The following is a 20357-nucleotide window of genomic DNA, read 5'->3' as shown; positions in this document are numbered from 1 at the left end:
TTCTTACAGCCGAGACGCTCGATTGAACTGAGACGTCGTGGCCGGGCTCAAGCGCGAAGCATGCCTTCGCGAATAGGTCCCGGCCATCCACGTCTTGCTTTGCCCCATCGAAGACCTGCATGCCCGCGACCCGTCGCGGGCATGACGGCAGTGTTTGAAAGAACGTCATGTCTCGCGATCATCAGAAGAGTGCCCCGCCCGGCGGTTCGACTCGCTCGCTGCGCGTCGGCGAGCTCATCCGCCACGCCGTGGCCGAAATCCTCTCCCAGGGCGGCGTGCACGACCCCGTGCTCGAAAGCCACCTCGTCACCGTGCCGGAAGTCCGGATGTCGCCGGACCTCAAGCTCGCGACCGTCTACGTGATGCCGCTCGGCGGCCGCGACGAGAAGCTCGTTCTGGACGCGCTCGAGCATCACAAGCGCTTCCTGCGCGGTGAGATCGCCCACCGCGTCAATTTGAAATTCGCCCCGGAACTCCGCTTCCGCATCGACGAGCGTTTCGCCGAAGCGGAGCGGATCGACAAACTGCTGCGTTCGCCGGCAGTCCAGAAAGACCTCGAACCGAATTCGGACCAGGATTGATGACCGTGACCACCCCCGACGCCCTGCTCGCCCCGCACGACGTGCAGCACGCCGGCGCCGACACCCCCGCCGCACTGCCGGAGCGCAAGCCGCGCGACAACAACGACCCGCGCAATGGATCCCGCGGCGGCAAACAGCCGCGCCGTGACAAGCGCGACGTCCATGGCTGGGTGGTGCTCGACAAGCCGATCGGCATGACCTCGACCCAGGCTGTCGCTGTGGTGAAGCGCCTGTTTTCGGCCAAACGCGCCGGCCATGCCGGCACCCTTGATCCGCTGGCCTCCGGCGGCCTTCCGATCGCCATGGGTGAGGCGACCAAGACGGTGCCGTTCGTGATGGACGGCCGCAAGCGCTATCGGTTCACCGTGGCCTGGGGCGAAGAACGGGATACCGACGACACCGAGGGACGCGCGGTCGCGACCAGCCCCGACCGGCCCACGGCCGAGGCGGTGATGGCGCTGTTGCCGCGCTTTACCGGCGTGATCGAACAGATTCCGCCGCAATATTCGGCCGTGAAGATCCAGGGCGAGCGCGCCTACGACCTGGCCCGCGACGGCGAAGTCGTGCCGCTGGTTCCGCGGCCGGTCGAGATCCACGAATTAACCCTGGTTGATCATGGAGATAACGGTCAGTCGGTGTTCGAGGCGGAGTGCGGAAAGGGGACCTATGTGCGTGCTTTGGCGCGCGACATGGGCCGTTTGCTCGGCTGCTACGGCCATATCTGCGCGCTGCGCCGGACGCTGTGCGGCCCGTTCGACGAGGCCGACATGATTCCGCTGGAAGAATTGCAGGCTTTGTGCGATAGAGCCGCGTCCGGCGAGGGTAGCCTCGCCGACGCGCTACTGCCCGTTGAGACCGCGCTGGACGACATCCCGGCACTGGCCGTCACACGGGCGGATGCGGCAAGGCTCCATCGGGGTCAGGCCGTTTTGTTGCGCGGACGGGATGCGCCTCATTGCAGCGGCACAGTCTATGTCACGGTGGCAGGCCGGCTTCTGGCCCTCGCCGAGCTCGGCAACGGCGAACTCATCCCCAAGCGTGTGTTCAACCTCTCGGGACTGACCGCCAGTCCCGTCGCCAAGGAAAGTAACTGACGATGTCGATTGCCGCAGAACGCAAAGCGGAAGTCATCAAGACCAATGCCGTCAAGGCCGGTGATACCGGTTCGCCCGAGGTTCAGATCGCGATCCTGTCGGAACGCATCGCCAACCTCACCGCGCATTTCAAGACCCACACCAAGGACAACCACTCGCGTCGCGGGCTGTTGAAGCTGGTGTCGACGCGCCGTTCGCTTCTCGACTACGTCAAGAAGAAGGACGAGGCGCGTTACAAGGCGCTGCTCGAGAAGCACGGCATTCGTCGCTGATCGATCGCGTCCGCCGGCTGCGGCCTGGACGCGGTGCGCCGCTTCCAATCCGCCGCGCCGGCCGAACCACCACACGGGTGTGAACGAATTCGCCCGTGTGTTTTCGCTGAGTGTGTTTGGCTCAGTGTGTTTCGCTCAGCCGCATCCGGCGGCTGGGCCGTCAACGGGCCCAAGGCCCGCTCCGCGGGGACGGCGACCAAGGGTGGTCGCGATCCCGCACCCGGGAGGACCGAGCGCCATTCCCACCTCAAGACCATGGCAGGATCGCCGGACGCTGTGCACGCTTCGCTGCCAGCGTCCGGCCATCTTGGCATGGTCTTTTGGTATCTGGCGCCCGGTCTGCTCGGCATCCGTATGAAAGAAGGATCCGATGTTCAATCAGCATTCCGTGGAAATCGATTGGGGTGGACGTCCCATCAAGCTTGAAACCGGCAAGATCGCCCGCCAGGCGGACGGCGCCGTCCTCGCCACCTACGGTGAGACCGTCGTGCTCGCCACTGTGGTCGCCGCCAAGTCGCCGCGTGAAGGCGTCGACTTCCTGCCGCTGACCGTCGACTATCAGGAAAAGACCTACGCGGCTGGCCGCATCCCCGGCGGCTATTTCAAGCGCGAAGGTCGTCCGACCGAGAAGGAGACGCTGGTCTCCCGCCTGATCGACCGCCCGATCCGTCCGCTGTTCGCCGACGGCTGGCGCAACGAGACTCAGGTCATCGTCACCGTGCTCAGCCACGACATGGAGAACGATCCGGACGTGCTGGCGATGGTCGCCGCCTCCGCGGCGCTGACGCTGTCCGGCGTGCCGTTCAAGGGCCCGATCGGCGCCGCTCGCGTCGGCTTCATCAACGACGAATACGTGCTCAACCCGGTGCTCGACGAGATGGCTGAAACCCAGCTCGAGCTGGTGGTGGCCGGTACCGCCGACGCGGTGCTGATGGTCGAATCCGAAGCCAAGGAACTGTCGGAAGAGATCATGCTTGGCGCGGTGATGTTCGGTCACCGGCACTTCCAGCCGGTGATCGACGCGATCATCGAGCTCGCCGAGAAGGCCGCCAAGGAGCCGCGCGAACTCACCGTCGTCGACGACAGCGAGATCGAAAAGGAAATGCTCGGCCTGGTCGAGCAGGAGCTGCGCGCCGCCTACGCCATCCCGGTGAAGCAGGATCGCTACGCGGCGGTCGGCAAGGTCAAGGAGAAGGCGATCGCGCACTTCTTCCCCGAAGGCCAGGAGCCGAAATACGACAAGCTGCGCATCGCCGGTGTGTTCAAGGAGCTCGAGGCGAAGATCGTTCGCTGGAACATCCTCGACACCGGCAAGCGCATCGACGGCCGTGACAGCAAGACCGTGCGCAACATCCTGGCGCAGGTCGGCGTTCTGCCGCGCACCCACGGTTCGGCGCTGTTCACCCGCGGTGAGACCCAGGCGCTGGTGGTGACCACGCTCGGCACCGGCGAAGACGAGCAGTACGTCGACTCGCTGTCCGGAACGTACAAAGAGACGTTCCTGCTGCACTACAACTTCCCGCCCTACTCGGTCGGCGAGACCGGCCGCCTCGGCGGCACCAAGCGCCGCGAGATCGGCCACGGCAAGCTGGCGTGGCGCGCGATCCATCCGGTGCTGCCGCCGCATCACGAGTTCCCCTACACCATCCGCGTCGTCTCCGAGATCACCGAGTCGAACGGCTCGTCCTCGATGGCGTCGGTGTGCGGCGCCTCGCTGGCGCTGATGGATGCCGGCGTGCCGCTGAAGCGGCCGACCGCGGGCATCGCGATGGGTCTGATCCTGGAAGGCGAGCGTTTCGCCGTGCTGTCCGACATCCTCGGCGACGAGGATCATCTCGGCGACATGGACTTCAAGGTGGCCGGCACCGAGCAGGGCATCACCTCGCTGCAGATGGACATCAAGATCGCCGGCATCACCGAAGAGATCATGAAGGTGGCGCTCGGCCAGGCCAAGGACGGCCGCATCCACATTCTGGGTGAGATGTCCAAGGCGCTCGACCGCGCTCGCGCCGAGCTCGGCGAACACGCGCCGCGCATCGAGACCTTCAAGATCCCGACCGACAAGATCCGCGAAGTGATCGGCACCGGCGGCAAGGTGATCCGCGAGATCGTCGAGAAGACCGGCGCCAAGGTCAACATCGAGGACGACGGCACCGTCAAGGTGGCCTCATCCGACGGCGAGTCGATCAAGGCCGCCATCAAGTGGATCAAGTCGATCGCCTCCGATCCGGAGATCGGCGAGATCTACGAGGGCACCGTCGTCAAGGTGATGGAGTTCGGCGCCTTCGTGAACTTCTTCGGCGCCAAGGACGGCCTGGTGCACATCAGCCAGCTCGCCGCCGGCCGCGTGCAGAAGACCTCCGACGTCGTCAAGGAAGGCGACAAGGTCAAGGTCAAGCTGCTCGGCTTCGACGACCGCGGCAAGACCCGGCTGTCGATGAAGGTGGTCGATCAGACCACCGGCGAAGACCTCGAGGCCAAGCAGAAGGCCGAGGGCGAAGCCCCGGCCCAGGCCGCCGGCGAGTAGTTCAGTTCGACAAAGCGATCAGTAGATCGTCGGGGGGCGGCCGAAAGGCCGCCCCTTTTTTGTCTTGCCTGGTCGACAAGATAGCTGCTCGCGATGCACCGCGTCGGTTTGCCACATGATTCGAAGCTCGGGGAACGCGAGACACTCTCCTCGTAGTTTTCCTAGGAACGTACACTTATGACGTGCATCATTTCATGTGTTTGTAGGCTGGCGACAGCTCAAGGTTGAATTCGCCGAGCGCGCTCGTCTGCCGGAGGTTCCAATTACTTAAACCGAGAAAATGCCGGTTCACAAACTGAGCAGCGATCATCAGAACGAAGCTAGTTGAACGTTAAACCTCTGATGGGACATTGGTTGCGCGACGAGCGAGATGGCTTACTGCGATGACCGGCTCGACGGCGTCTTCGTCCCTGCACCAGCATGAGGTCCCTTGAATGTTTCCGTTTTCCAAGCGCGGCGCGGCGTTCGATGCCGACAAAGCTATGGTCGCGGCGATCAACCGGTCCCAGGCTGTGATTGAGTTCGATCTCGACGGCAAGGTCATCGACGCCAACGACAACTTCCTGTCGACGCTTGGCTACTCTCTGGCCGAGATCAAGGGCAAGCATCACCGGATGTTCGTCGATCCGGCCGAGCATGACAGCGCGGCCTATCGCGACTTCTGGGCAGCGCTCCGTTCCGGACAATTCCAGTCCGGCGAATTCCGCCGCATCGGCAAAGGCAGTCGCGACGTCTGGATCCAGGCGTCTTACAATCCGATCTTCGACAAGAGCGGCAAGCCTTGCGGGGTCGTCAAATTCGCCGCCGACATCACCGCGGCCAAAACACAGTCTCTCGAGGAAACCGGCAAGCTCGCAGCGATCGACCGCGCCCAGGCGGTGATCGAATTCGCGATGGACGGTACGATCCTCACCGCCAACGAGAACTTTCTGGCGACGCTCGGTTACTCGCTCGGCGAGATCAAGGGCAAGAATCACAGCATGTTCATCGAGCCCTCGGTGCGCGACGGCAGCGACTATCGCGAGTTCTGGGCGCGGCTCAACCGAGGTGAATACTTCCCCGGCGAATTCAAGCGGATCGGCAAAGGCGGCAAGGAGGTCTGGATCCTGGCGTCCTACAACCCGATCCTCGACGGCCGCGGCAAGCCGTTCAAGGTCGTGAAATACGCCACCGATGTGACTGAGCAGAAGCTGAAGAACGCCGACTTCTCCGGCCAGATCGACGCGATCCGCAAGTCGCAGGCGGTGATCGAATTCTCGATCGACGGCACCGTGCTCGACGCCAACGACAACTTCCTGCACGCGCTCGGATATACGCTGGCCGAGATCAAGGGCCGGCATCACAGCATGTTCATGTCGTCCGACGAGCGCGAGGGGGCCGCCTATCGCGAGTTCTGGTCGGCGCTGCGCCGGGGCGATTACCAGGCCGGCGAATACAAGCGGATCGGCAAAGGCGGCAAGGAGGTCTGGATTCAAGCTTCCTACAACCCGATCCTCGATCTCAATGGGCGCCCGTTCAAGGTGGTGAAGTACGCCACCGATACCACCCGGCAGGTCCTGACCCGGCTGGGCAATGAGCGAGTCCGCACCATGATGGAATCGGTCGCCGCCGGCGCGGAGGAACTGAACGCGTCGGTGCGGGAAATCTCCGAGGCCATGACCAAATCGCGGCAGACTGCGCTGAATGCCGTCGGCGAAGTCGATGCCGCCGACAGCCAGGCCAATCAGCTCAACAACGCCGCCCAGGCGATGAGCGGTATCGTCGAGCTGATCAACCACATCACGGGCCAGATCAACCTGCTGGCGCTTAATGCCACCATCGAATCGGCCCGCGCGGGCGAAGCCGGCCGCGGCTTTGCGGTGGTCGCAGCCGAGGTCAAGAACCTCGCCACGCAGGCCAAACAGGCGACCGACAGGATCGGCACCGAGATCGGCAATCTGACTGGGATCTCCGGCGACGTTGTCGGCGCGCTCGGCAAGATCAAGAGTGCGATCCAGAACGTCAGCGAGTACGTCAATTCGACCGCCGCCGCCGTCGAGGAGCAGAGCACCGTCACCAGCGAGATGTCGTCGAGCATGCAGCGCGCCGCTGCGGAAGCGGCCGCCATCGCGGCCTGACGACGACGTCTCGTCAGGCCACTTCCGCAGTCTCCGCCGAGACACCACCTCCGACGCCGGATTTCACCACCTCTCCGAAGGCTGCAAAATCACTGCGGCGTGGAGAGGTCTTGCGGAACACGAGGCCGACGCTGCGGCCCGGCTGCGGCCGGCGAAGCCGCAGAAACTTCACCCGCGAATCGCGGCGCTCGACCTCTGCGGCGATCTGCGGAATCAGCGTGACGCCGTAACCGCCCGCGACCATCTGGATCACGGTGGTGAGGCTGGAGGCGCCGAAGCTGGCGGTGCCGGCGCTCCCCATTTGAATGCCGCGATTGCGCGCGGTCGCGCAGAACGCCAGCGCTTGGTCGCGCAGGCAGTGGCCGTCTTCCAGCAGGATCAGCCGCGACTGGTCGATCGCCTCGATGCCGATCGGCGTCTCTTCCGAGCGCGGATCGGCGGCCGGCACCGCGAGCAGGAACGGATCGTCGAACAGTGCGATGGCGTCGAGATCGGAATGGCCGGCGGGAAGCGCCAGCAGCGCCGCGTCGAGCACGCCGCTGACAACGTCGGAGACCAGCGGCCGGGTCTGGCTTTCGCGCAGCTCCAGCCGCAGCTCCGGGAAGCGCTGCTGCAACAGCGGCAGCACCTTCGGCAGCAGATACGGCGCAAGCGATGGAATCACCCCGAGGCTGAGCCTCCCGGTGAGGGGTTTGGCCCGGTGGCGGGCGAAATCGACCAGATCGCGGGTCGCGGCCAGCACCTCTTCGGCGCGGCGGGCGATTTCTCGGCCAATGTCGGTGAGGAACACCTCGCCCGGCCGACGCTCCACCACTTTGACCCCGAGCGTTCGCTCCAGCTCGGCGATCTGCATCGACAGTGCCGGCTGGGTTACCGAGCAGGAATCGGCGGCGCGGCCGAAATGGCCGTGCCGGGCCAAAGCCGACAGATAGCGAAGCTGGCGCAGCGTGAGCATATGATCAGTTTATCTGATCGAGATACAAAATCAATTCGACTGGACCTGATGATAGAACTGATCCAAAGTCCTTGAGCCGGGCCTGGAACACAACTTCCGGGAGTGAACGGCCAACACAACACATTCACCCCAGGAAGCAGCGCCGCGGGCGATCCCCCACGCTCGCGGCGCTCAACTCGATCGCGGCTCCGGCCGGCGTCATGAAACGTTCCAAAGACGCCACCACACTGAGCCGGGAAGAAACTGCAACACGAGATCGGAGAGACACCATGGACGCAAAGACGGACGACAAGGGCGCAGGCAAGTGCCCGTTCTCGGGCGGCAGCCACGGCCACCGCAACCGTGACTGGTGGCCGGATCAGCTCGACATTTCGGTGCTGCACAACAATTCGAAGAAGTCCGACCCGATGGGCGCGGCATTCGACTACGCCGAGGAATTCAAGAAGCTCGATCTGGAAGCCGTGAAGAAGGACCTTCACGCGCTGATGACGGATTCGCAGGAATGGTGGCCGGCCGACTTCGGCCACTATGGCGGTCTGTTCATCCGCATGGCCTGGCATTCGGCCGGCACCTATCGCATCACCGACGGCCGCGGCGGCGCCGGCGCCGGACAGCAGCGCTTCGCGCCGCTGAATTCCTGGCCGGACAACGCCAACCTCGACAAGGCCCGCCGGCTACTGTGGCCGATCAAACAGAAATACGGCCGCAAGATCTCCTGGGCCGACCTGATGGTGCTGACCGGCAACGTCGCTCTGGAATCGATGGGCTTCAAGACTTTCGGCTTCGCCGGTGGCCGCGCCGACGTCTGGGAGCCGGAAGAGCTGTATTGGGGCCCGGAAGGCACCTGGCTGGGCGACGAGCGCTATTCGGGTGAGCGCCAGCTCTCCGAGCCGCTCGGCGCCGTGCAGATGGGCCTGATCTACGTGAATCCGGAAGGCCCGAACGGCAACCCCGATCCGGTCGCCGCCGCCAAGGATATTCGTGAAACGTTCTATCGCATGGCGATGAACGACGAAGAGACCGTGGCGCTGATCGCCGGCGGCCACACCTTCGGCAAGACCCACGGCGCCGGTGATCCGTCGCTGATCGGGCCGGCCCCGGAAGGCGGACTGCTCGAAGACCAGGGCCTCGGCTGGGTCAGCAAGCACGGCACCGGGTACGGCGCGGACGCCATCACCGGCGGTCCGGAAGTGATCTGGACCACCACCCCGACCAAGTGGAGCAACAACTTCTTCTGGAATCTGTTCGGCTACGAGTGGGAGCTGGAACAGAGCCCGGCCGGCGCCAAGCAGTGGCGCGCCAAGGGCGCGGGCGCGACCATTCCGGATCCGTTCGATCCGGAGAAGAAGCACGTGCCGAAGATGCTCACCACCGACCTGTCGCTGCGCTTCGACCCGATCTACGAGAAGATCTCGCGCCGCTTCATGGAGCATCCTGATCAGTTCGCGGATGCGTTCGCCCGCGCTTGGTTCAAGCTGACCCATCGCGACATGGGACCGCGCGTGCGTTATCTTGGCCCGGAAGTGCCGAAGGAAGAGCTGATCTGGCAGGATCCGATTCCGGCGGTGGACCACGAACTGGTCAGCGACGCCGATATCGAATCGCTGAAGGCGAAGATTCTCGCCTCCGGCCTTTCAGTATCGCAGCTCGTCTCCACCGCGTGGGCGTCGGCTTCGACTTTCCGCGGCTCGGACAAGCGCGGCGGTGCCAACGGTGCGCGCATCCGCCTGGCTCCGCAGAAGGACTGGGAGGTCAACAACCCGGCCGAGCTGGCGCAGGTGCTGAGCAAGCTCGAAGCGATCCAGAGCGAGTTCAACGGCGCGCAGAAGGACGGCAAGAAGGTCTCGCTCGCCGACCTGATCGTGCTCGGCGGCGCTGCCGCGGTCGAGAAGGCGGCGAAGGACGCCGGCACCACCGTCAAGGTGCCGTTCACGCCGGGCCGGATGGACGCTTCGGCCGAACAGACCGACGTCGAGTCGTTCAAGGTGCTGGAGCCGCGCGCCGACGGCTTCCGCAACTACATCAACACCAAGCGGCATCAGTTTATGCATCCGGAAGAGGCGCTGGTCGACAAGGCCCAGCTCCTCACCCTCACCGGTCCGGAGCTGACGGTGCTGGTCGGCGGCCTGCGCGTGCTCGGCGCCAACTACGAGCACTCGACCCACGGTGTGTTGACCGAGCGGCCGGAGAAGCTGACCAACGACTTCTTCGTCAATCTGCTCGACATGGGCACCAAGTGGACCAAGACGGACGGCGAGATCGAGATCTACGAAGGCCGGGACCGCAAGACCAACGAGCTGCGTTGGACCGGCACCCGCGTCGATCTGATCTTCGGCTCGCACTCGCAGCTCCGCGCCTTGGCCGAAGTATATGCGTGCTCGGATGCGCAGGAGAAGTTCGTCGGCGACTTCGTCGCCGCCTGGACCAAGGTGATGAACGCGGACCGCTTCGACATCGTCCGCAAGTAAGCCGGCGACCAATCGAGCTACGCGAAGGGCGGCCTCCTCCGGGCCGCCCTTTTCGTATCAGCACGATTTCTGCAACGAGCTATGCGTCATCGTCGGCTCGAGCAGCGAACCCGTCTTCCAGAGCCTCTGCGCAACGATACGCCGGCCGCGGAATACCGGATCCCGCCTGCGCGGAATGACGGCAGCAAAGATCGAACGAGAAACTACTCGTCGGCCTTGAGCGCGCTCGGCTTCGGCATCAACACGATGTTGTAGCCGGAATCGACGTAGTGAGTTTCGCCGGTGACGCCGCCGGACAGATCCGACAACAGATACAGCGCCGAGCCGCCGAGTTCTTCCAGCGTCACGCCGCGGCCGAGTGGCGAGTGCTTTTCCATGAAGCCGAACATCGCACGTGAATCACCGATACCGGCGCCGGCCAGGGTCCGCACCGGACCGGCCGACACCGCGTTGACGCGGATTCCCTTCGGGCCCAGATCGCAAGCGAGATAGCGCACGCTGGCTTCCAGCGCGGCCTTGGCAAGACCCATCACGTTGTAGTTCGGCATCGCGCGTTCAGACGCGCCGAAGGTCAGCGTGATCATCGAGCCGCCGTCCGGCATCAGCGCCGCAGCGCGCTTGGCCACCTCGGTAAACGAGAAGCAGGAGATCACCATGGTGCGCGAGAAATTCGCGCGGCTGGTGTCGATGTACTCGCCGCGCAGCTCGTTCTTGTCGGAGAAGCCGATCGCGTGGATGACGAAGTCGAGCTTGCCCCACTTGTCCTTCAGCGTGTCGAACACCGCATCGACGCTGGCGATGTCTTCGACGTCGCAAGGCAGGACCAGATCGGAATTCAGCGACTGCGCCAGCGGCTTGACCCTCCGCGCCAGCGCCTCGCCCTGATAGGTGAAGGCGAGCTCAGCGCCGTGCGCGTGCAGCGTCTTCGCCATCCCCCAGGCGATCGAATGGTCGTTGGCGACGCCCATGATCAGCCCGCGCTTACCCTGCATCAGTCCTTGCATTGTCGTCGCTCTCTGGTTCGGACCTCATCCTGAGGAGCGCGCGCCAGCGCGCGTCTCGAAGGATGAAGCGGTCAACAACTCATGGTTCGAGACGGCGCCAACAGGCGCCTCCTCACCATGAGGGGCGTAGCATATGGTTATGGCATCTCGCCGGGCCGGCGAGAGCCACAGAAATCACGCCTCCAGCCGCTTGAAAACCAGCGTCGCGTTGGTGCCGCCGAAGCCGAAGGAATTCGACAGCACGGCGCCGAGCTTGGCGTTGTCGATGCGCTTGCGGACGATCGGCATGTCGGCGAAGGCCGGGTCGAGTTCGGTGATGTGGGCGCTCTCGCAGATGAAGCCGTTCTGCATCATCAAGAGCGAGTAGATCGCCTCCTGCACACCGGTGGCGCCGAGCGAGTGGCCGGTCAGCGCCTTGGTGGCCGAGATCGGCGGGCACTTGTCGCCGGTGCCGAACACGTTGCGAATCGCGACGATCTCCGGCGCGTCGCCGGCCGGGGTCGAGGTCGCGTGCGGATTGATGTAGTCGATCTTGATGCCGCCGGTGGTCGCGAGCGCCATCTGCATGCAGCGCTCGGCGCCCTCGCCCGACGGCGCCACCATGTCGTAGCCGTCGCTGGTCGCGCCGTAGCCGATGATCTCGCCGTAGATCTTGGCGCCGCGCGCCTTGGCGTGTTCCAGCTCTTCAAGCACCAGCACGCCGGCGCCGCCGGCGATCACGAAGCCGTCGCGGCTGACGTCGTAGGGACGCGAGGCGGTGGCCGGGGTGTCGTTGTACTTCGAGCTCATCGCGCCCATCGCGTCGAACAGCACCGACAGCGACCAGTCGAGCTCCTCACAGCCGCCGGCGAACATCACGTCCTGTTTGCCCCACTGGATCAGCTCATAGGCGTTGCCGATGCAATGGTTGGAGGTCGCGCAAGCCGAGGAGATCGAGTAGTTGACGCCCTTGATCTTGAACCAGGTGGCGAGCGTCGCCGATGCGGTCGAGCTCATCGCCTTCGGCACTGCGAACGGACCGACGCGCTTCGGGCCCTTGGTGCGGGTGATGTCGGCGGCCTCGACGATGGTGCGGGCCGACGGACCGCCCGAGCCCATCACGATGCCGGTGCGCGGATTGGAAATCTCGGCCTCTTCCAGACCGGAATCGGCGATCGCCTGCTCCATCGCGACATGGTTCCAGGCCGCGCCTTCTCCGAGGAAGCGCATCGCGCGGCGATCGACGACGTCGGCCGGGTTCAGCGTCGGCGCACCCTGCACCTGCGAGCGGAATCCCAGCTCGGCATGCTTTTCGGCACGGGAAATGCCCGACTTGGCGTCGTGCAGGCTCGCCAGGACTTCCTGGGTGTTGTTTCCAATCGACGAGACGATGCCCATCCCGGTGACAACAACACGTCTCATGTGATCGCCTCGTTCATTCCATGGTCGTCGGCAGGCGGCAACGCGCCCGATCGCGGTTCGCCGAACGGCTAACCGCCAACAGGCTGCGCCGTCTGCTTGAACAGACCGACTTTCAGGTCCTTTGCGCGGTAGATGATCTCGTCGTCGGCCGAAAGCCAGCCGTCGGCAATGCCGAGCCACAGCTTCGAGCGCATCACCCGCTTGATGTCGACATTGTAAACGATCTTGCTGATGTTCGGCAGCACCTGGCCGGTGAACTTTAGTTCCCCGAGGCCGAGTGCGCGGCCGGGGCCTTCCCCGCCGACCCAGCCGAGAAAGAAGCCGACCATCTGCCACATCGCATCGAGGCCGAGACAGCCCGGCATCACCGGATCGTTCTTGAAGTGGCAGGCGAAAAACCAAAGGTCCGGATTGACGTCGAGCTCGGCGCGGATGTGGCCCTTGCCGAACTCGCCACCGTCCTCGGTGATGGTGGTGATACGGTCGAACATCAGCATCGGCGGCAGCGGAAGCTGCGCGTTGCCTGGACCGAACAGCTCTCCGCGGCCGCAGGCCAGCAGGTCTTCATATTCGTAGCTGGAACGACGGTCCCGCATGCGACGATGCCTTCTTCAAATTCGATCGAGAGGATTTGGCTACCCACGCGGCGAAATCCAGGAGTGGGCGCTGGACGCGCCCGGTGAGCGCGCGGGTCTGTAACATAGGCATACTGCCCCGCCTAGCGGCACCTCCGTAACCTTACTTAAGCAAAACGACCGAGCTATGCTAGTTGCGAAGCGCTTGCACCAACAACGAATGCTTCCTATACTCATCAGATGCAGTGCAGGTTGTGGTACGGCAGGGGTAACAATCGTGGATGTCGGTGAACACGTAGCTTTTTTGCGAGAGGAACCAGTTCAGGAGGCTCATTCGCATATCGAGCCGCATCTGAATGGCTGCCCCTGGCATGACGTCAACGAGATGCTGCAGTCGGTCGGCCTGCGGCCGACCCGGCAACGCATGGCGCTCGGCTGGCTGCTGTTCGGCAAGGGCGACCGCCACCTCACCGCTGAAATGCTGTACGAAGAGGCCAGTCAGGCCAAAGTGCCGGTGTCTCTGGCGACCGTCTACAACACCTTGAATCAGCTCACGGAAGTCGGGCTGCTCCGACAGGTCAGCGTGGACGGCACCAAGACCTATTTCGACACCAACGTGTCGGCGCACCAGCATTTCTATCTCGAGAACAACCACGAGCTGATCGACATCCCCAACGCCGAAGTCGAGCTGAAAGCGACTCCGGACGTGCCCGACGGATACGAGATTGCCCGCGTCGATGTCGTCGTGCGGCTGCGAAGGAAGGGCTGACGCCCCTTCTTGGAGCTATTCTTGGTGATGAATTGAGCCCGAGGGCGTGTCGCTCTCGGGCTTTATCATGCCCCGCGGGCCCGTTGGTAGCGGCTACGGGCCTTGAGCCGTCGATCAGTTGACCTGCTCGTCGGCGTAGACCCCCCACAATTGCGGCTTCTCGATCCAGCCGTCGAAACCGCTGCCGGTGATGCGGCACCACTTCATGTCGCAACGCTTGACCTGCGCCACCACACCGGCCTGCAGTCGCGCGACGACCGCGCTGCCCGCATTGGCGCTCTCGTACAAGGTCGCCAGATCGTCCTTATCCTTCATGATGACGACGGCGGTCCGGCGCCCGGACAGCAGGGAGTGATACACCCACCCTTCGGCGCCCTCGGAATCGCGCACCCGGCGCCAATTCTCGAATTCGGCGGTGACTTCGACCGGCAGGCCGGCGCGGGTATAGACCCAGGCGACATCGTTGTCTTTGGTCGGTCCGACCCGGACGTTGACGTGATCGGACTTAAGACTGACGTATCGCGGCACCGGCAGCCCGCTCGCGGACAATGGCGATTCCTTGCCAGCATGCGCGAAGGTCGCAGCGCCAATCATTGCGCCTGCGAACGCCATAGCAGCGAACAGGTATTTCATCGTCATCGACACGCCTCTTTGTCGTAGGATTGGCGGCGCGGCCGTCTCCGGCGAAACCCAGGGGTCCTTGTCTTGGCGCGGTCTTCTGCTAGAGAAGGCCGGAAGGCATCCGGTAACCCAAGGAACGGGAAGGGACCTCACGGTCGGGACCGGCCCCTGTGGTCGCGCTGCTGCGGGAGTGTCGAACAGCTGAGTTAACGGGGACTAAACGATCTCGTTAAGCTCGTCAGAGAGCGTTGGAATGTCTGTTAAGAAAAAGCCTCTGGTCGTCGTCACCCGCAAGCTTCCGGACTCGATTGAAACCCGGATGCGCGAGCTGTTCGACGCCCGGCTGAATCTCGACGACGTTCCGATGACCGCCGAGCAGCTCGCCGAAGCGGCACGCACCGCCGACGTGCTGGTACCGACGGTGACCGACGAAGTCACCGCCCAGATGCTCAACCAGCCCGATTGCTCGCTGCGGCTGATCGCCAATTTCGGCAACGGCATCGACAACATCGACGTCGCTGCGGCACATGCGCGCGGCATCACCGTCACCAATACGCCGAAGGTGCTGACCGAAGACACCGCCGACATGACCATGGCGCTGATCCTCGCGGTGCCGCGCCGCTTGATCGAGGGCGCGGCGCTGCTGACGGACGGCGGCGATTGGCCCGGTTGGTCGCCGACCTGGATGCTCGGCCGCAGACTCGGCGGCAAGCGGCTCGGCATCATCGGCATGGGACGGATCGGCCAGGCGGTGGCGCGGCGGGCCCGCGCGTTCGGTCTGCAGATCCATTATCACAACCGCAAGCCGGTGGCGCCGCGGATCGCCGACGAACTCGGGGCGACCTATTGGGATTCGCTCGACCAGATGCTGGCGCGGATGGACATCATCTCGGTCAACTGCCCGCACACTCCGGCGACATTCCACCTGCTGTCGGCACGTCGGCTGAAGCTGATCCGGAAAGACGCCTTCATCGTCAACACCGCGCGCGGCGAGGTGATCGACGAAGAAACCCTGACCAAGCTGATCGAAGCCGGCGACATCGCCGGCGCCGGGCTCGACGTCTATGAGCACGAACCGGCTGTCAATCCGAAGCTGGTCCGGCTCGCCAAGCAGGGCAAGGTCGTGCTGTTGCCGCACATGGGCTCGGCGACGATCGAAGGCCGGGTCGAGATGGGCGAGAAGGTGATCATCAACATCCGCACCTTCCTGGACAACCACAAGCCGCCGGATCGCGTCCTGCCCGGGATGCTCTGATCCCGCTTCAAGAGGTGCTGCTGCGGCCGATCGCCTCGCGTTCGGGTTCCGCCGCCGGCCTTCTCCCTGCCCGTTTCGCACACTACCTTCGTTGGACAACGACGAGGGAGTGGGTTCGAGGTGAGCATCGCCGCAATCGACGACCGGCCGGCATTCCGTGCGCCGCTGATCCCGCCGACGCCGCCGCGCGCGCCGGAGAACCTGTCGGCCTTCGGCCGGCTCGCCGCGATTCGCCACAACGCGATCGCGAGCTGGGGCGACCGCGCCTATCAGGACGACATCGTCCGGGGACGATTCTTCACTCACGCCAGCTACATTCTCAACACGCCGGATGCGATCCGGCATGTGCTGGTCGATAATTTCGACAACTATCACCGCACCGCGACCGGCATTCGCGTGCTGCGGCCGATGCTCGGCGAGGGACTGCTGCTCGCCGAAGGCCGCGCCTGGAAACATCAGCGGCGAACGCTCGCGCCGGCGTTCACGCCGCGTGCGGTCGCGACGCTGGTGCCTCACATGGCGTCGGCCACCGACGAGGTCGTCGACGGCCTGCGACGAAATTGCGGAACGCCGGTCGACTTGCGCGAAGCCATGCAGCACCTGGCGCTGGAGATCGCCGGGCGGACGATGTTCTCGTTCGAGATGGGTACGCACGGCCAGGCGCTGCGCAGCTTCGTGATCGACTACGGCACGAGGCTCGCGAGCCCGCGGTTTCTCGATCTGCTGCTGCCGCTCGGCTGGCCGACGCCGCAGGATGTTTCGCGCGCACTGTTTCGCCGGCGCTGGACCCGGTTCATCGGCGAACTGATCGCCGCGCGGCGCGCAGCCGGCAAGGCCGAAGGTGCTCCACCGCGCGATCTGTTCGAATTGATGCTGGCGGCGCGCGACCCGGAAACCGGGGAAGCGTTCACCGACGCTCAGCTCGGCGATCAGGTTGCCACCATGATCCTGGCCGGACACGAGACCACCGCCACCGCATTGTTCTGGGCGCTGTATCTGCTGGCCCTCGATCCCGATGCGCAGGAGCGGCTGGCGGGCGAAGTGCGCCGGGTCGGACTCGATGTCGCAGAGGTCGAGCGGCTGCCGTTCACCCGCGCGGTGCTCGATGAGACATTGCGGCTGTATCCGCCGGCATTCCTGATCGTGCGGGAGGCGGCGGGACCCGATCTGGTTGCCGGCTTCGCCGTTCGCAAGCACGACGTGATGCTGATCGCGCCGTGGCTGCTGCACCGGCACGAAAAGCTCTGGAGCGAACCGAACGCGTTCGTGCCGACGCGCTTCCTGCCGGGCGCACCGCCCCCGGATCGGTTCGCCTATCTGCCGTTCGGCGTCGGTCCGAGGGTCTGTATCGGCGCGCACTTTGCCCTGGTCGAGGCCACCCTGGCATTGGCAAAGATCGTCGGCTCGTTCCGGATCGAGCTGATGGACACCGAGCCGGTGATCCCGATCGGCGTCGTCACCACCCAGCCCGACCGTTCACCGCAGTTCCGGCTGACGCCGCGCTGAGCATCCTCCGCCCAGAAGTCACGCCGACATTGCCAAACGGTCATGGAACTCGCCGGAACCTGGGCAGGATTGCGAGCGTTCCCTTTCCAAGCCACAGCGCGACGAGCCGTCGCCCCATCGAAAGACGAGAGACGATGCTGGATAAACTGCGCCAATTCATCACCGACGTCGTGGCCCCCAGCGCCCCGGATGAGCTGACGCTCGACGAAGGCGGCTATCGCCTCGCCGCGACGGCGCTGCTGATTCATGTCATTTCGATCGACGGCGATCCGTCGGAGGTCGAGAAGCAAAAGCTGCATTCGCTGCTCGAACAGCGGTTCGGCCTCGATGCCGCCACTGCGACCCGACTGATCGCCTCAGCGACGCTGGTGGAAGGCGAGGCCGTCGACCTTTACCATTTCACCAGCGTGATCATGCGTTCGGTCAATGAGCAAGGCCGGCTGCGGATCGTCGAAATGATGTGGGAGCTGGTCTACGCCGATGGCACCGTCACCGAGTTCGAAGAGAACGTGGTGTGGCGGGCGGCCGACCTTCTCGCGGTCTCGACTCGCGATCGTGTCACGCTGCGCCAGAAAGTAGCGTCAGCAAGTCCCGCCGCAGCCGCCGCTGACTCCCGGAGCGGTACGGAAATGGGGATTGTCCCAGAGGTCAATCCGGCCAACTAACCGAATCCGGACCTCATCTCACGAGAACCCGCATAGCGACGCGGCGGCTGCGGCCTGAACCCGCATCTGGCCGCAGCGTCTGCGATGGGTCTTGCACGCTGCTTGCTTCCCGCATAAGGCCATAGTTGTTCCCAGAGGCCGTCCGGCCCATTTGAAACATGAGTTTCCAGTCGTGACTGAACGTGTAACTTTGATTACAGGCGCATCGGCCGGAATCGGTGTCGAACTGGCGCGAATTTTTGCAGACAATGCTCATCGCGTAGCCCTGGTGGCGCGGCGGGGCGATCGGCTCGAAGCCCTGGCGGCAGAGATCCGCGGCAAGGGCAGACCGGAACCGATCGTCATCGCTTGCGATCTCGGCAAGCCCGAAGCGGCCGAGCAGATCACCGCGGCGCTCGATGCGGCCGGCGTCGAGGTCGAGTACCTGGTCAATAATGCGGGCTACGGACTATTCGGCCGGGCCGCCGAGCTCGATCGTGACGGCCAGCTGGGTATCATCGACGTCAATATCAGGTCACTCACCGATCTGACGCTGAGGTTCACCGACAGCGTCGCGCGGCTTCGCGGCGGCATCCTCAACGTCGCCTCGATCGCCGGCTTCCTGCCCGGTCCCGGCATGGCCGTGTACTACGCCTCCAAGGCGTATGTGTTGTCGTTCAGCGAAGCGCTGCATCAGGAGCTCGGCCCCAAGGGCGTGCGCGTCACCGCGCTGTGCCCCGGCCCGGTGCAGACCGAGTTCCAGGAGCGGGCTGGCTTCGAGCCCGGCTTCGACAGCGCCGTGCTCAATGTCACTCCGGCGGAAGTCGCACGTCAGGGCTATCAGGGACTGATGGACAACAAGCGGATCGTCTTGCCCGGGCTGGGCGTGAAGATCGTGCCGTTCCTGCTGCGATTCTTCCCGCGCGGATTCATTGCGGCCGCCGTCAGCGGCTTCCAACTGCGCCGCCGCTGACCCGGGCGCCGGGACACAATCTGGCCCAGGGCTTGCTTTAAGGAATTGTCATCTTCCGCCGGACATCCTTGACCGACGGTACGGCAACTCTGTTCGACACGGCTCTGGACTGATCCTCCCATGCTTGTTCGACTGACCGATTGCGGCCGGGTGGATTCGCCCGCGCTGCAGCCTGCGAAGACTCATGATTCGAGGCCGGTGCTGATTGTTCTGCACCAGGAGACATCGACGCCCGGCCGGGTCGGCAATGCGCTCCGTGCGCTCGGCCATCCGCTCGACATTCGCCGGCCGCGATTCGGCGATTCGCTTCCGAGCTCGCTCGACGACCATGCCGGCGCGGTGATCTTCGGCGGCCCGATGAGCGCCAACGATCCGGACGATTACATCCGCCGCGAGATCGATTGGATCGCGGTGCCTCTCGAGGAGCGGCGGCCGTTTCTCGGTATCTGCCTGGGCGCGCAGATGCTGGCCAAGCAGCTCGGTGGCCGGGTCGCGCCGCATCCGCACGGCCGCGCCGAGGTCGGCTATTACGACATCCGTCCCACGGCCGCCGGCCGCGCCATGTGCGCGCACTGGCCGCGGCAAGTGTATCACTGGCACGTCGAGGGCTTCGACTTGCCGGCCGGCGCCGATCTTTTGGCGGAAGGCGGCGACTTCCCGGTGCAGGCGATCCGCAGCGATACGGCCTACGGCTTTCAGTTTCACCCCGATGTCACCTGGGCGATGATGCATCGCTGGACCACCAAGGGGCACGAGCGCCTCTCGCTTCCCGGCGCGCGGCCGCGGCGCGAGCATTTTGCCGAACGCGCTGTGCACGATCTCGCCGAACGAATCTGGCTTGAGCACTTCCTCGATCATTGGCTGTCGCGCACGCCGCTCGAAGAGCCGGTAAGGACCTTCAGCGAGGCTGCCGAATAGCGGCTGCCTCCTTCTTCCGCGAATGCGCTTCCCTCGCGGGCGCTGCGGTTGCTAGTCTCTCCGCCAAGCTTCGGCGACCATGACCGAAGCAGCAAGGGAGAGGGCATGACCAGCGAGGAGTTCGCGCGGCTGCTGGAGAGCTTGACCCGCGCGGCGGAAGCCGGCGATGGCGCACAGTTCGCCGGCCATTTCACCGAAGACGCGATCTATCACGATTACATCTACGGCCCGCACAGCGGCCGCGCCGAGATCGCCACGATGATGCAGGATCTGTTTCATCGCGACGCCGCCGATTATCGCTGGGAGATGTTCGATCCGGTCTGCAACGGCGACCTCGGCTACGCCTGGTCGCTGTCGAGCTTCACCTCGACCATCCCCGAGTTCAAAGGCCAGCGAGTCGTGATCGACGGCATGAGCCGGTTCGTGCTGCGCGGCGCGCTGATCTCGGAGTATCGCGAGTCGGTCAATGGCGGCGTGGCGATGGCGCAGCTCGGCGTCGCGCCGGAGCGGATGGCGAAAGTCTTCCGCAAGTGGAGCGGCTGGCTGCAGCAGCGCCCCGAAACCCAGGACTACCTGGCCCGGCCCAAAGGCTCGCGCAGAGCCTGAGGCCTGTCGCCCGCGGCGGGCGAAGCCGCGCACGACCCTTGGGTGGTGCGCCCAACGACAATCAACAAAGG

18 protein-coding genes are annotated in these 20357 nt (G+C 64.6%); 13 read left to right on the top strand and 5 right to left on the bottom strand.

The window, feature by feature from the left end:
• The first annotated feature begins 167 nt into the window (after positions 1 to 167).
• The 5 genes from rbfA (at position 168) to DNX69_RS17120 (ending at position 6591) form a co-directional block, all read left to right on the top strand.
• Positions 168 to 581 carry a 30S ribosome-binding factor RbfA gene (gene rbfA, locus DNX69_RS17140; RefSeq protein ID WP_110787145.1) on the top strand — a complete coding sequence of 138 codons (414 nt, stop codon included), beginning with the start codon at positions 168 to 170 and terminating at the stop codon, positions 579 to 581.
• Positions 581 to 1675 (top strand): tRNA pseudouridine(55) synthase TruB, encoded by a 1095-nt coding sequence (gene truB, locus DNX69_RS17135; protein WP_110787144.1) that lies wholly within the window; start codon positions 581 to 583, stop codon positions 1673 to 1675. The genes rbfA and truB overlap by 1 nt, the downstream gene beginning before the upstream one ends.
• A 2-nt stretch (positions 1676 to 1677) precedes the next feature.
• Positions 1678 to 1947, top strand: a complete 270-nt coding sequence (gene rpsO, locus DNX69_RS17130) for a 30S ribosomal protein S15 (RefSeq protein ID WP_110787143.1) — start codon at positions 1678 to 1680, stop codon at positions 1945 to 1947.
• A gap of 370 nt (positions 1948 to 2317) precedes the next feature.
• Positions 2318 to 4474, top strand: coding sequence for a polyribonucleotide nucleotidyltransferase (pnp, locus tag DNX69_RS17125; protein WP_110787142.1), 2157 nt, complete (start codon positions 2318 to 2320; stop codon positions 4472 to 4474).
• A gap of 434 nt (positions 4475 to 4908) precedes the next feature.
• Complete coding sequence (locus tag DNX69_RS17120; RefSeq protein WP_110787141.1) at positions 4909 to 6591, top strand: methyl-accepting chemotaxis protein; 1683 nt, start codon at positions 4909 to 4911, stop codon at positions 6589 to 6591.
• Positions 6592 to 6604: 13 nt separating this feature from the next.
• On the opposite strand, the gene DNX69_RS17115 is transcribed toward DNX69_RS17120, so the two are convergent.
• Entirely contained in the window at positions 6605 to 7546 is a 942-nt protein-coding gene (locus DNX69_RS17115; RefSeq protein ID WP_110787140.1) for a LysR substrate-binding domain-containing protein, read from the bottom strand.
• Between the two features lie 269 nt (positions 7547 to 7815).
• Between DNX69_RS17115 and katG the strand changes: the two genes are divergently transcribed.
• Positions 7816 to 10014: a catalase/peroxidase HPI gene (gene katG / locus DNX69_RS17110; RefSeq protein ID WP_110787139.1), complete on the top strand. Its 2199-nt coding sequence runs from the start codon at positions 7816 to 7818 to the stop codon at positions 10012 to 10014.
• Positions 10015 to 10217: 203 nt separating this feature from the next.
• Here katG and fabI read toward each other — a convergent pair whose 3' ends face one another.
• The 3 genes from fabI to fabA form a co-directional block, all read right to left on the bottom strand.
• Positions 10218 to 11018, bottom strand: coding sequence for an enoyl-ACP reductase FabI (gene fabI / locus DNX69_RS17105; protein ID WP_110787138.1), 801 nt, complete (start codon positions 11016 to 11018; stop codon positions 10218 to 10220).
• Positions 11019 to 11192: 174 nt separating this feature from the next.
• The gene (gene fabB, locus DNX69_RS17100) at positions 11193 to 12419 is read right to left on the bottom strand and encodes a beta-ketoacyl-ACP synthase I (protein WP_110787137.1); all 1227 of its coding nucleotides are present in this window, start codon (positions 12417 to 12419) and stop codon (positions 11193 to 11195) included.
• 68 nt (positions 12420 to 12487) lie between these two features.
• Positions 12488 to 13015 (bottom strand): bifunctional 3-hydroxydecanoyl-ACP dehydratase/trans-2-decenoyl-ACP isomerase, encoded by a 528-nt coding sequence (gene fabA, locus DNX69_RS17095; protein ID WP_110787136.1) that lies wholly within the window; start codon positions 13013 to 13015, stop codon positions 12488 to 12490.
• A 283-nt stretch (positions 13016 to 13298) separates the two neighbouring features.
• Between fabA and irrA the strand changes: the two genes are divergently transcribed.
• A complete protein-coding gene (irrA, locus tag DNX69_RS17090; RefSeq protein WP_425327314.1) occupies positions 13299 to 13763 on the top strand; it encodes an iron response transcriptional regulator IrrA in 465 nt (154 codons plus the stop codon).
• Positions 13764 to 13877: 114 nt separating this feature from the next.
• Here the strand turns inward: irrA and DNX69_RS17085 are convergent, their stop codons facing one another.
• Entirely contained in the window at positions 13878 to 14402 is a 525-nt protein-coding gene (locus DNX69_RS17085) for an SH3 domain-containing protein (protein WP_110787134.1), read from the bottom strand.
• A gap of 235 nt (positions 14403 to 14637) precedes the next feature.
• On the opposite strand from DNX69_RS17085, the gene DNX69_RS17080 reads away from it, so the two are divergent.
• The 6 genes from DNX69_RS17080 (at position 14638) to DNX69_RS17055 (ending at position 20286) form a co-directional block, all read left to right on the top strand.
• Positions 14638 to 15639 carry a 2-hydroxyacid dehydrogenase gene (locus DNX69_RS17080; protein ID WP_110787133.1) on the top strand — a complete coding sequence of 334 codons (1002 nt, stop codon included), beginning with the start codon at positions 14638 to 14640 and terminating at the stop codon, positions 15637 to 15639.
• Between the two features lie 120 nt (positions 15640 to 15759).
• Positions 15760 to 17145, top strand: a complete 1386-nt coding sequence (locus DNX69_RS17075; protein WP_110787132.1) for a cytochrome P450 — start codon at positions 15760 to 15762, stop codon at positions 17143 to 17145.
• Positions 17146 to 17279: 134 nt separating this feature from the next.
• Entirely contained in the window at positions 17280 to 17810 is a 531-nt protein-coding gene (locus tag DNX69_RS17070) for a TerB family tellurite resistance protein (RefSeq protein ID WP_110787131.1), read from the top strand.
• A 172-nt stretch (positions 17811 to 17982) separates the two neighbouring features.
• Positions 17983 to 18762, top strand: coding sequence for an SDR family NAD(P)-dependent oxidoreductase (locus tag DNX69_RS17065; RefSeq protein WP_110787130.1), 780 nt, complete (start codon positions 17983 to 17985; stop codon positions 18760 to 18762).
• 120 nt (positions 18763 to 18882) lie between these two features.
• Positions 18883 to 19680: a glutamine amidotransferase gene (locus tag DNX69_RS17060; RefSeq protein WP_110787129.1), complete on the top strand. Its 798-nt coding sequence runs from the start codon at positions 18883 to 18885 to the stop codon at positions 19678 to 19680.
• A gap of 105 nt (positions 19681 to 19785) precedes the next feature.
• Positions 19786 to 20286: a nuclear transport factor 2 family protein gene (locus DNX69_RS17055; RefSeq protein WP_110787128.1), complete on the top strand. Its 501-nt coding sequence runs from the start codon at positions 19786 to 19788 to the stop codon at positions 20284 to 20286.
• Positions 20287 to 20357 lie beyond the last annotated feature (71 nt).

Origin of the sequence: Rhodopseudomonas palustris (assembly GCF_003226555.1) — a bacterium.
Lineage (GTDB): Bacteria > Pseudomonadota > Alphaproteobacteria > Rhizobiales > Xanthobacteraceae > Rhodopseudomonas > Rhodopseudomonas palustris_I.
This window is presented reverse-complemented; position numbering and strand designations above follow the sequence as displayed.

What these genes read in the sequence shown, in the direction of transcription:
- rbfA (WP_110787145.1), top strand. Translation starts at nt 168, where the DNA reads ATGTCTCGCGATCATCAGAAGAGTGCCCCGCCCGGCGGTTCGACTCGC.
- truB (WP_110787144.1), top strand. Translation starts at nt 581, where the DNA reads ATGACCGTGACCACCCCCGACGCCCTGCTCGCCCCGCACGACGTGCAG.
- rpsO (WP_110787143.1), top strand. Translation starts at nt 1,678, where the DNA reads ATGTCGATTGCCGCAGAACGCAAAGCGGAAGTCATCAAGACCAATGCC.
- pnp (WP_110787142.1), top strand. Translation starts at nt 2,318, where the DNA reads ATGTTCAATCAGCATTCCGTGGAAATCGATTGGGGTGGACGTCCCATC.
- DNX69_RS17120 (WP_110787141.1), top strand. Translation starts at nt 4,909, where the DNA reads ATGTTTCCGTTTTCCAAGCGCGGCGCGGCGTTCGATGCCGACAAAGCT.
- DNX69_RS17115 (WP_110787140.1), bottom strand. Translation starts at nt 7,546, where the DNA reads ATGCTCACGCTGCGCCAGCTTCGCTATCTGTCGGCTTTGGCCCGGCAC.
- katG (WP_110787139.1), top strand. Translation starts at nt 7,816, where the DNA reads ATGGACGCAAAGACGGACGACAAGGGCGCAGGCAAGTGCCCGTTCTCG.
- fabI (WP_110787138.1), bottom strand. Translation starts at nt 11,018, where the DNA reads ATGCAAGGACTGATGCAGGGTAAGCGCGGGCTGATCATGGGCGTCGCC.
- fabB (WP_110787137.1), bottom strand. Translation starts at nt 12,419, where the DNA reads ATGAGACGTGTTGTTGTCACCGGGATGGGCATCGTCTCGTCGATTGGA.
- fabA (WP_110787136.1), bottom strand. Translation starts at nt 13,015, where the DNA reads ATGCGGGACCGTCGTTCCAGCTACGAATATGAAGACCTGCTGGCCTGC.
- DNX69_RS17085 (WP_110787134.1), bottom strand. Translation starts at nt 14,402, where the DNA reads ATGACGATGAAATACCTGTTCGCTGCTATGGCGTTCGCAGGCGCAATG.
- DNX69_RS17080 (WP_110787133.1), top strand. Translation starts at nt 14,638, where the DNA reads ATGTCTGTTAAGAAAAAGCCTCTGGTCGTCGTCACCCGCAAGCTTCCG.
- DNX69_RS17070 (WP_110787131.1), top strand. Translation starts at nt 17,280, where the DNA reads ATGCTGGATAAACTGCGCCAATTCATCACCGACGTCGTGGCCCCCAGC.
- DNX69_RS17060 (WP_110787129.1), top strand. Translation starts at nt 18,883, where the DNA reads ATGCTTGTTCGACTGACCGATTGCGGCCGGGTGGATTCGCCCGCGCTG.
- DNX69_RS17055 (WP_110787128.1), top strand. Translation starts at nt 19,786, where the DNA reads ATGACCAGCGAGGAGTTCGCGCGGCTGCTGGAGAGCTTGACCCGCGCG.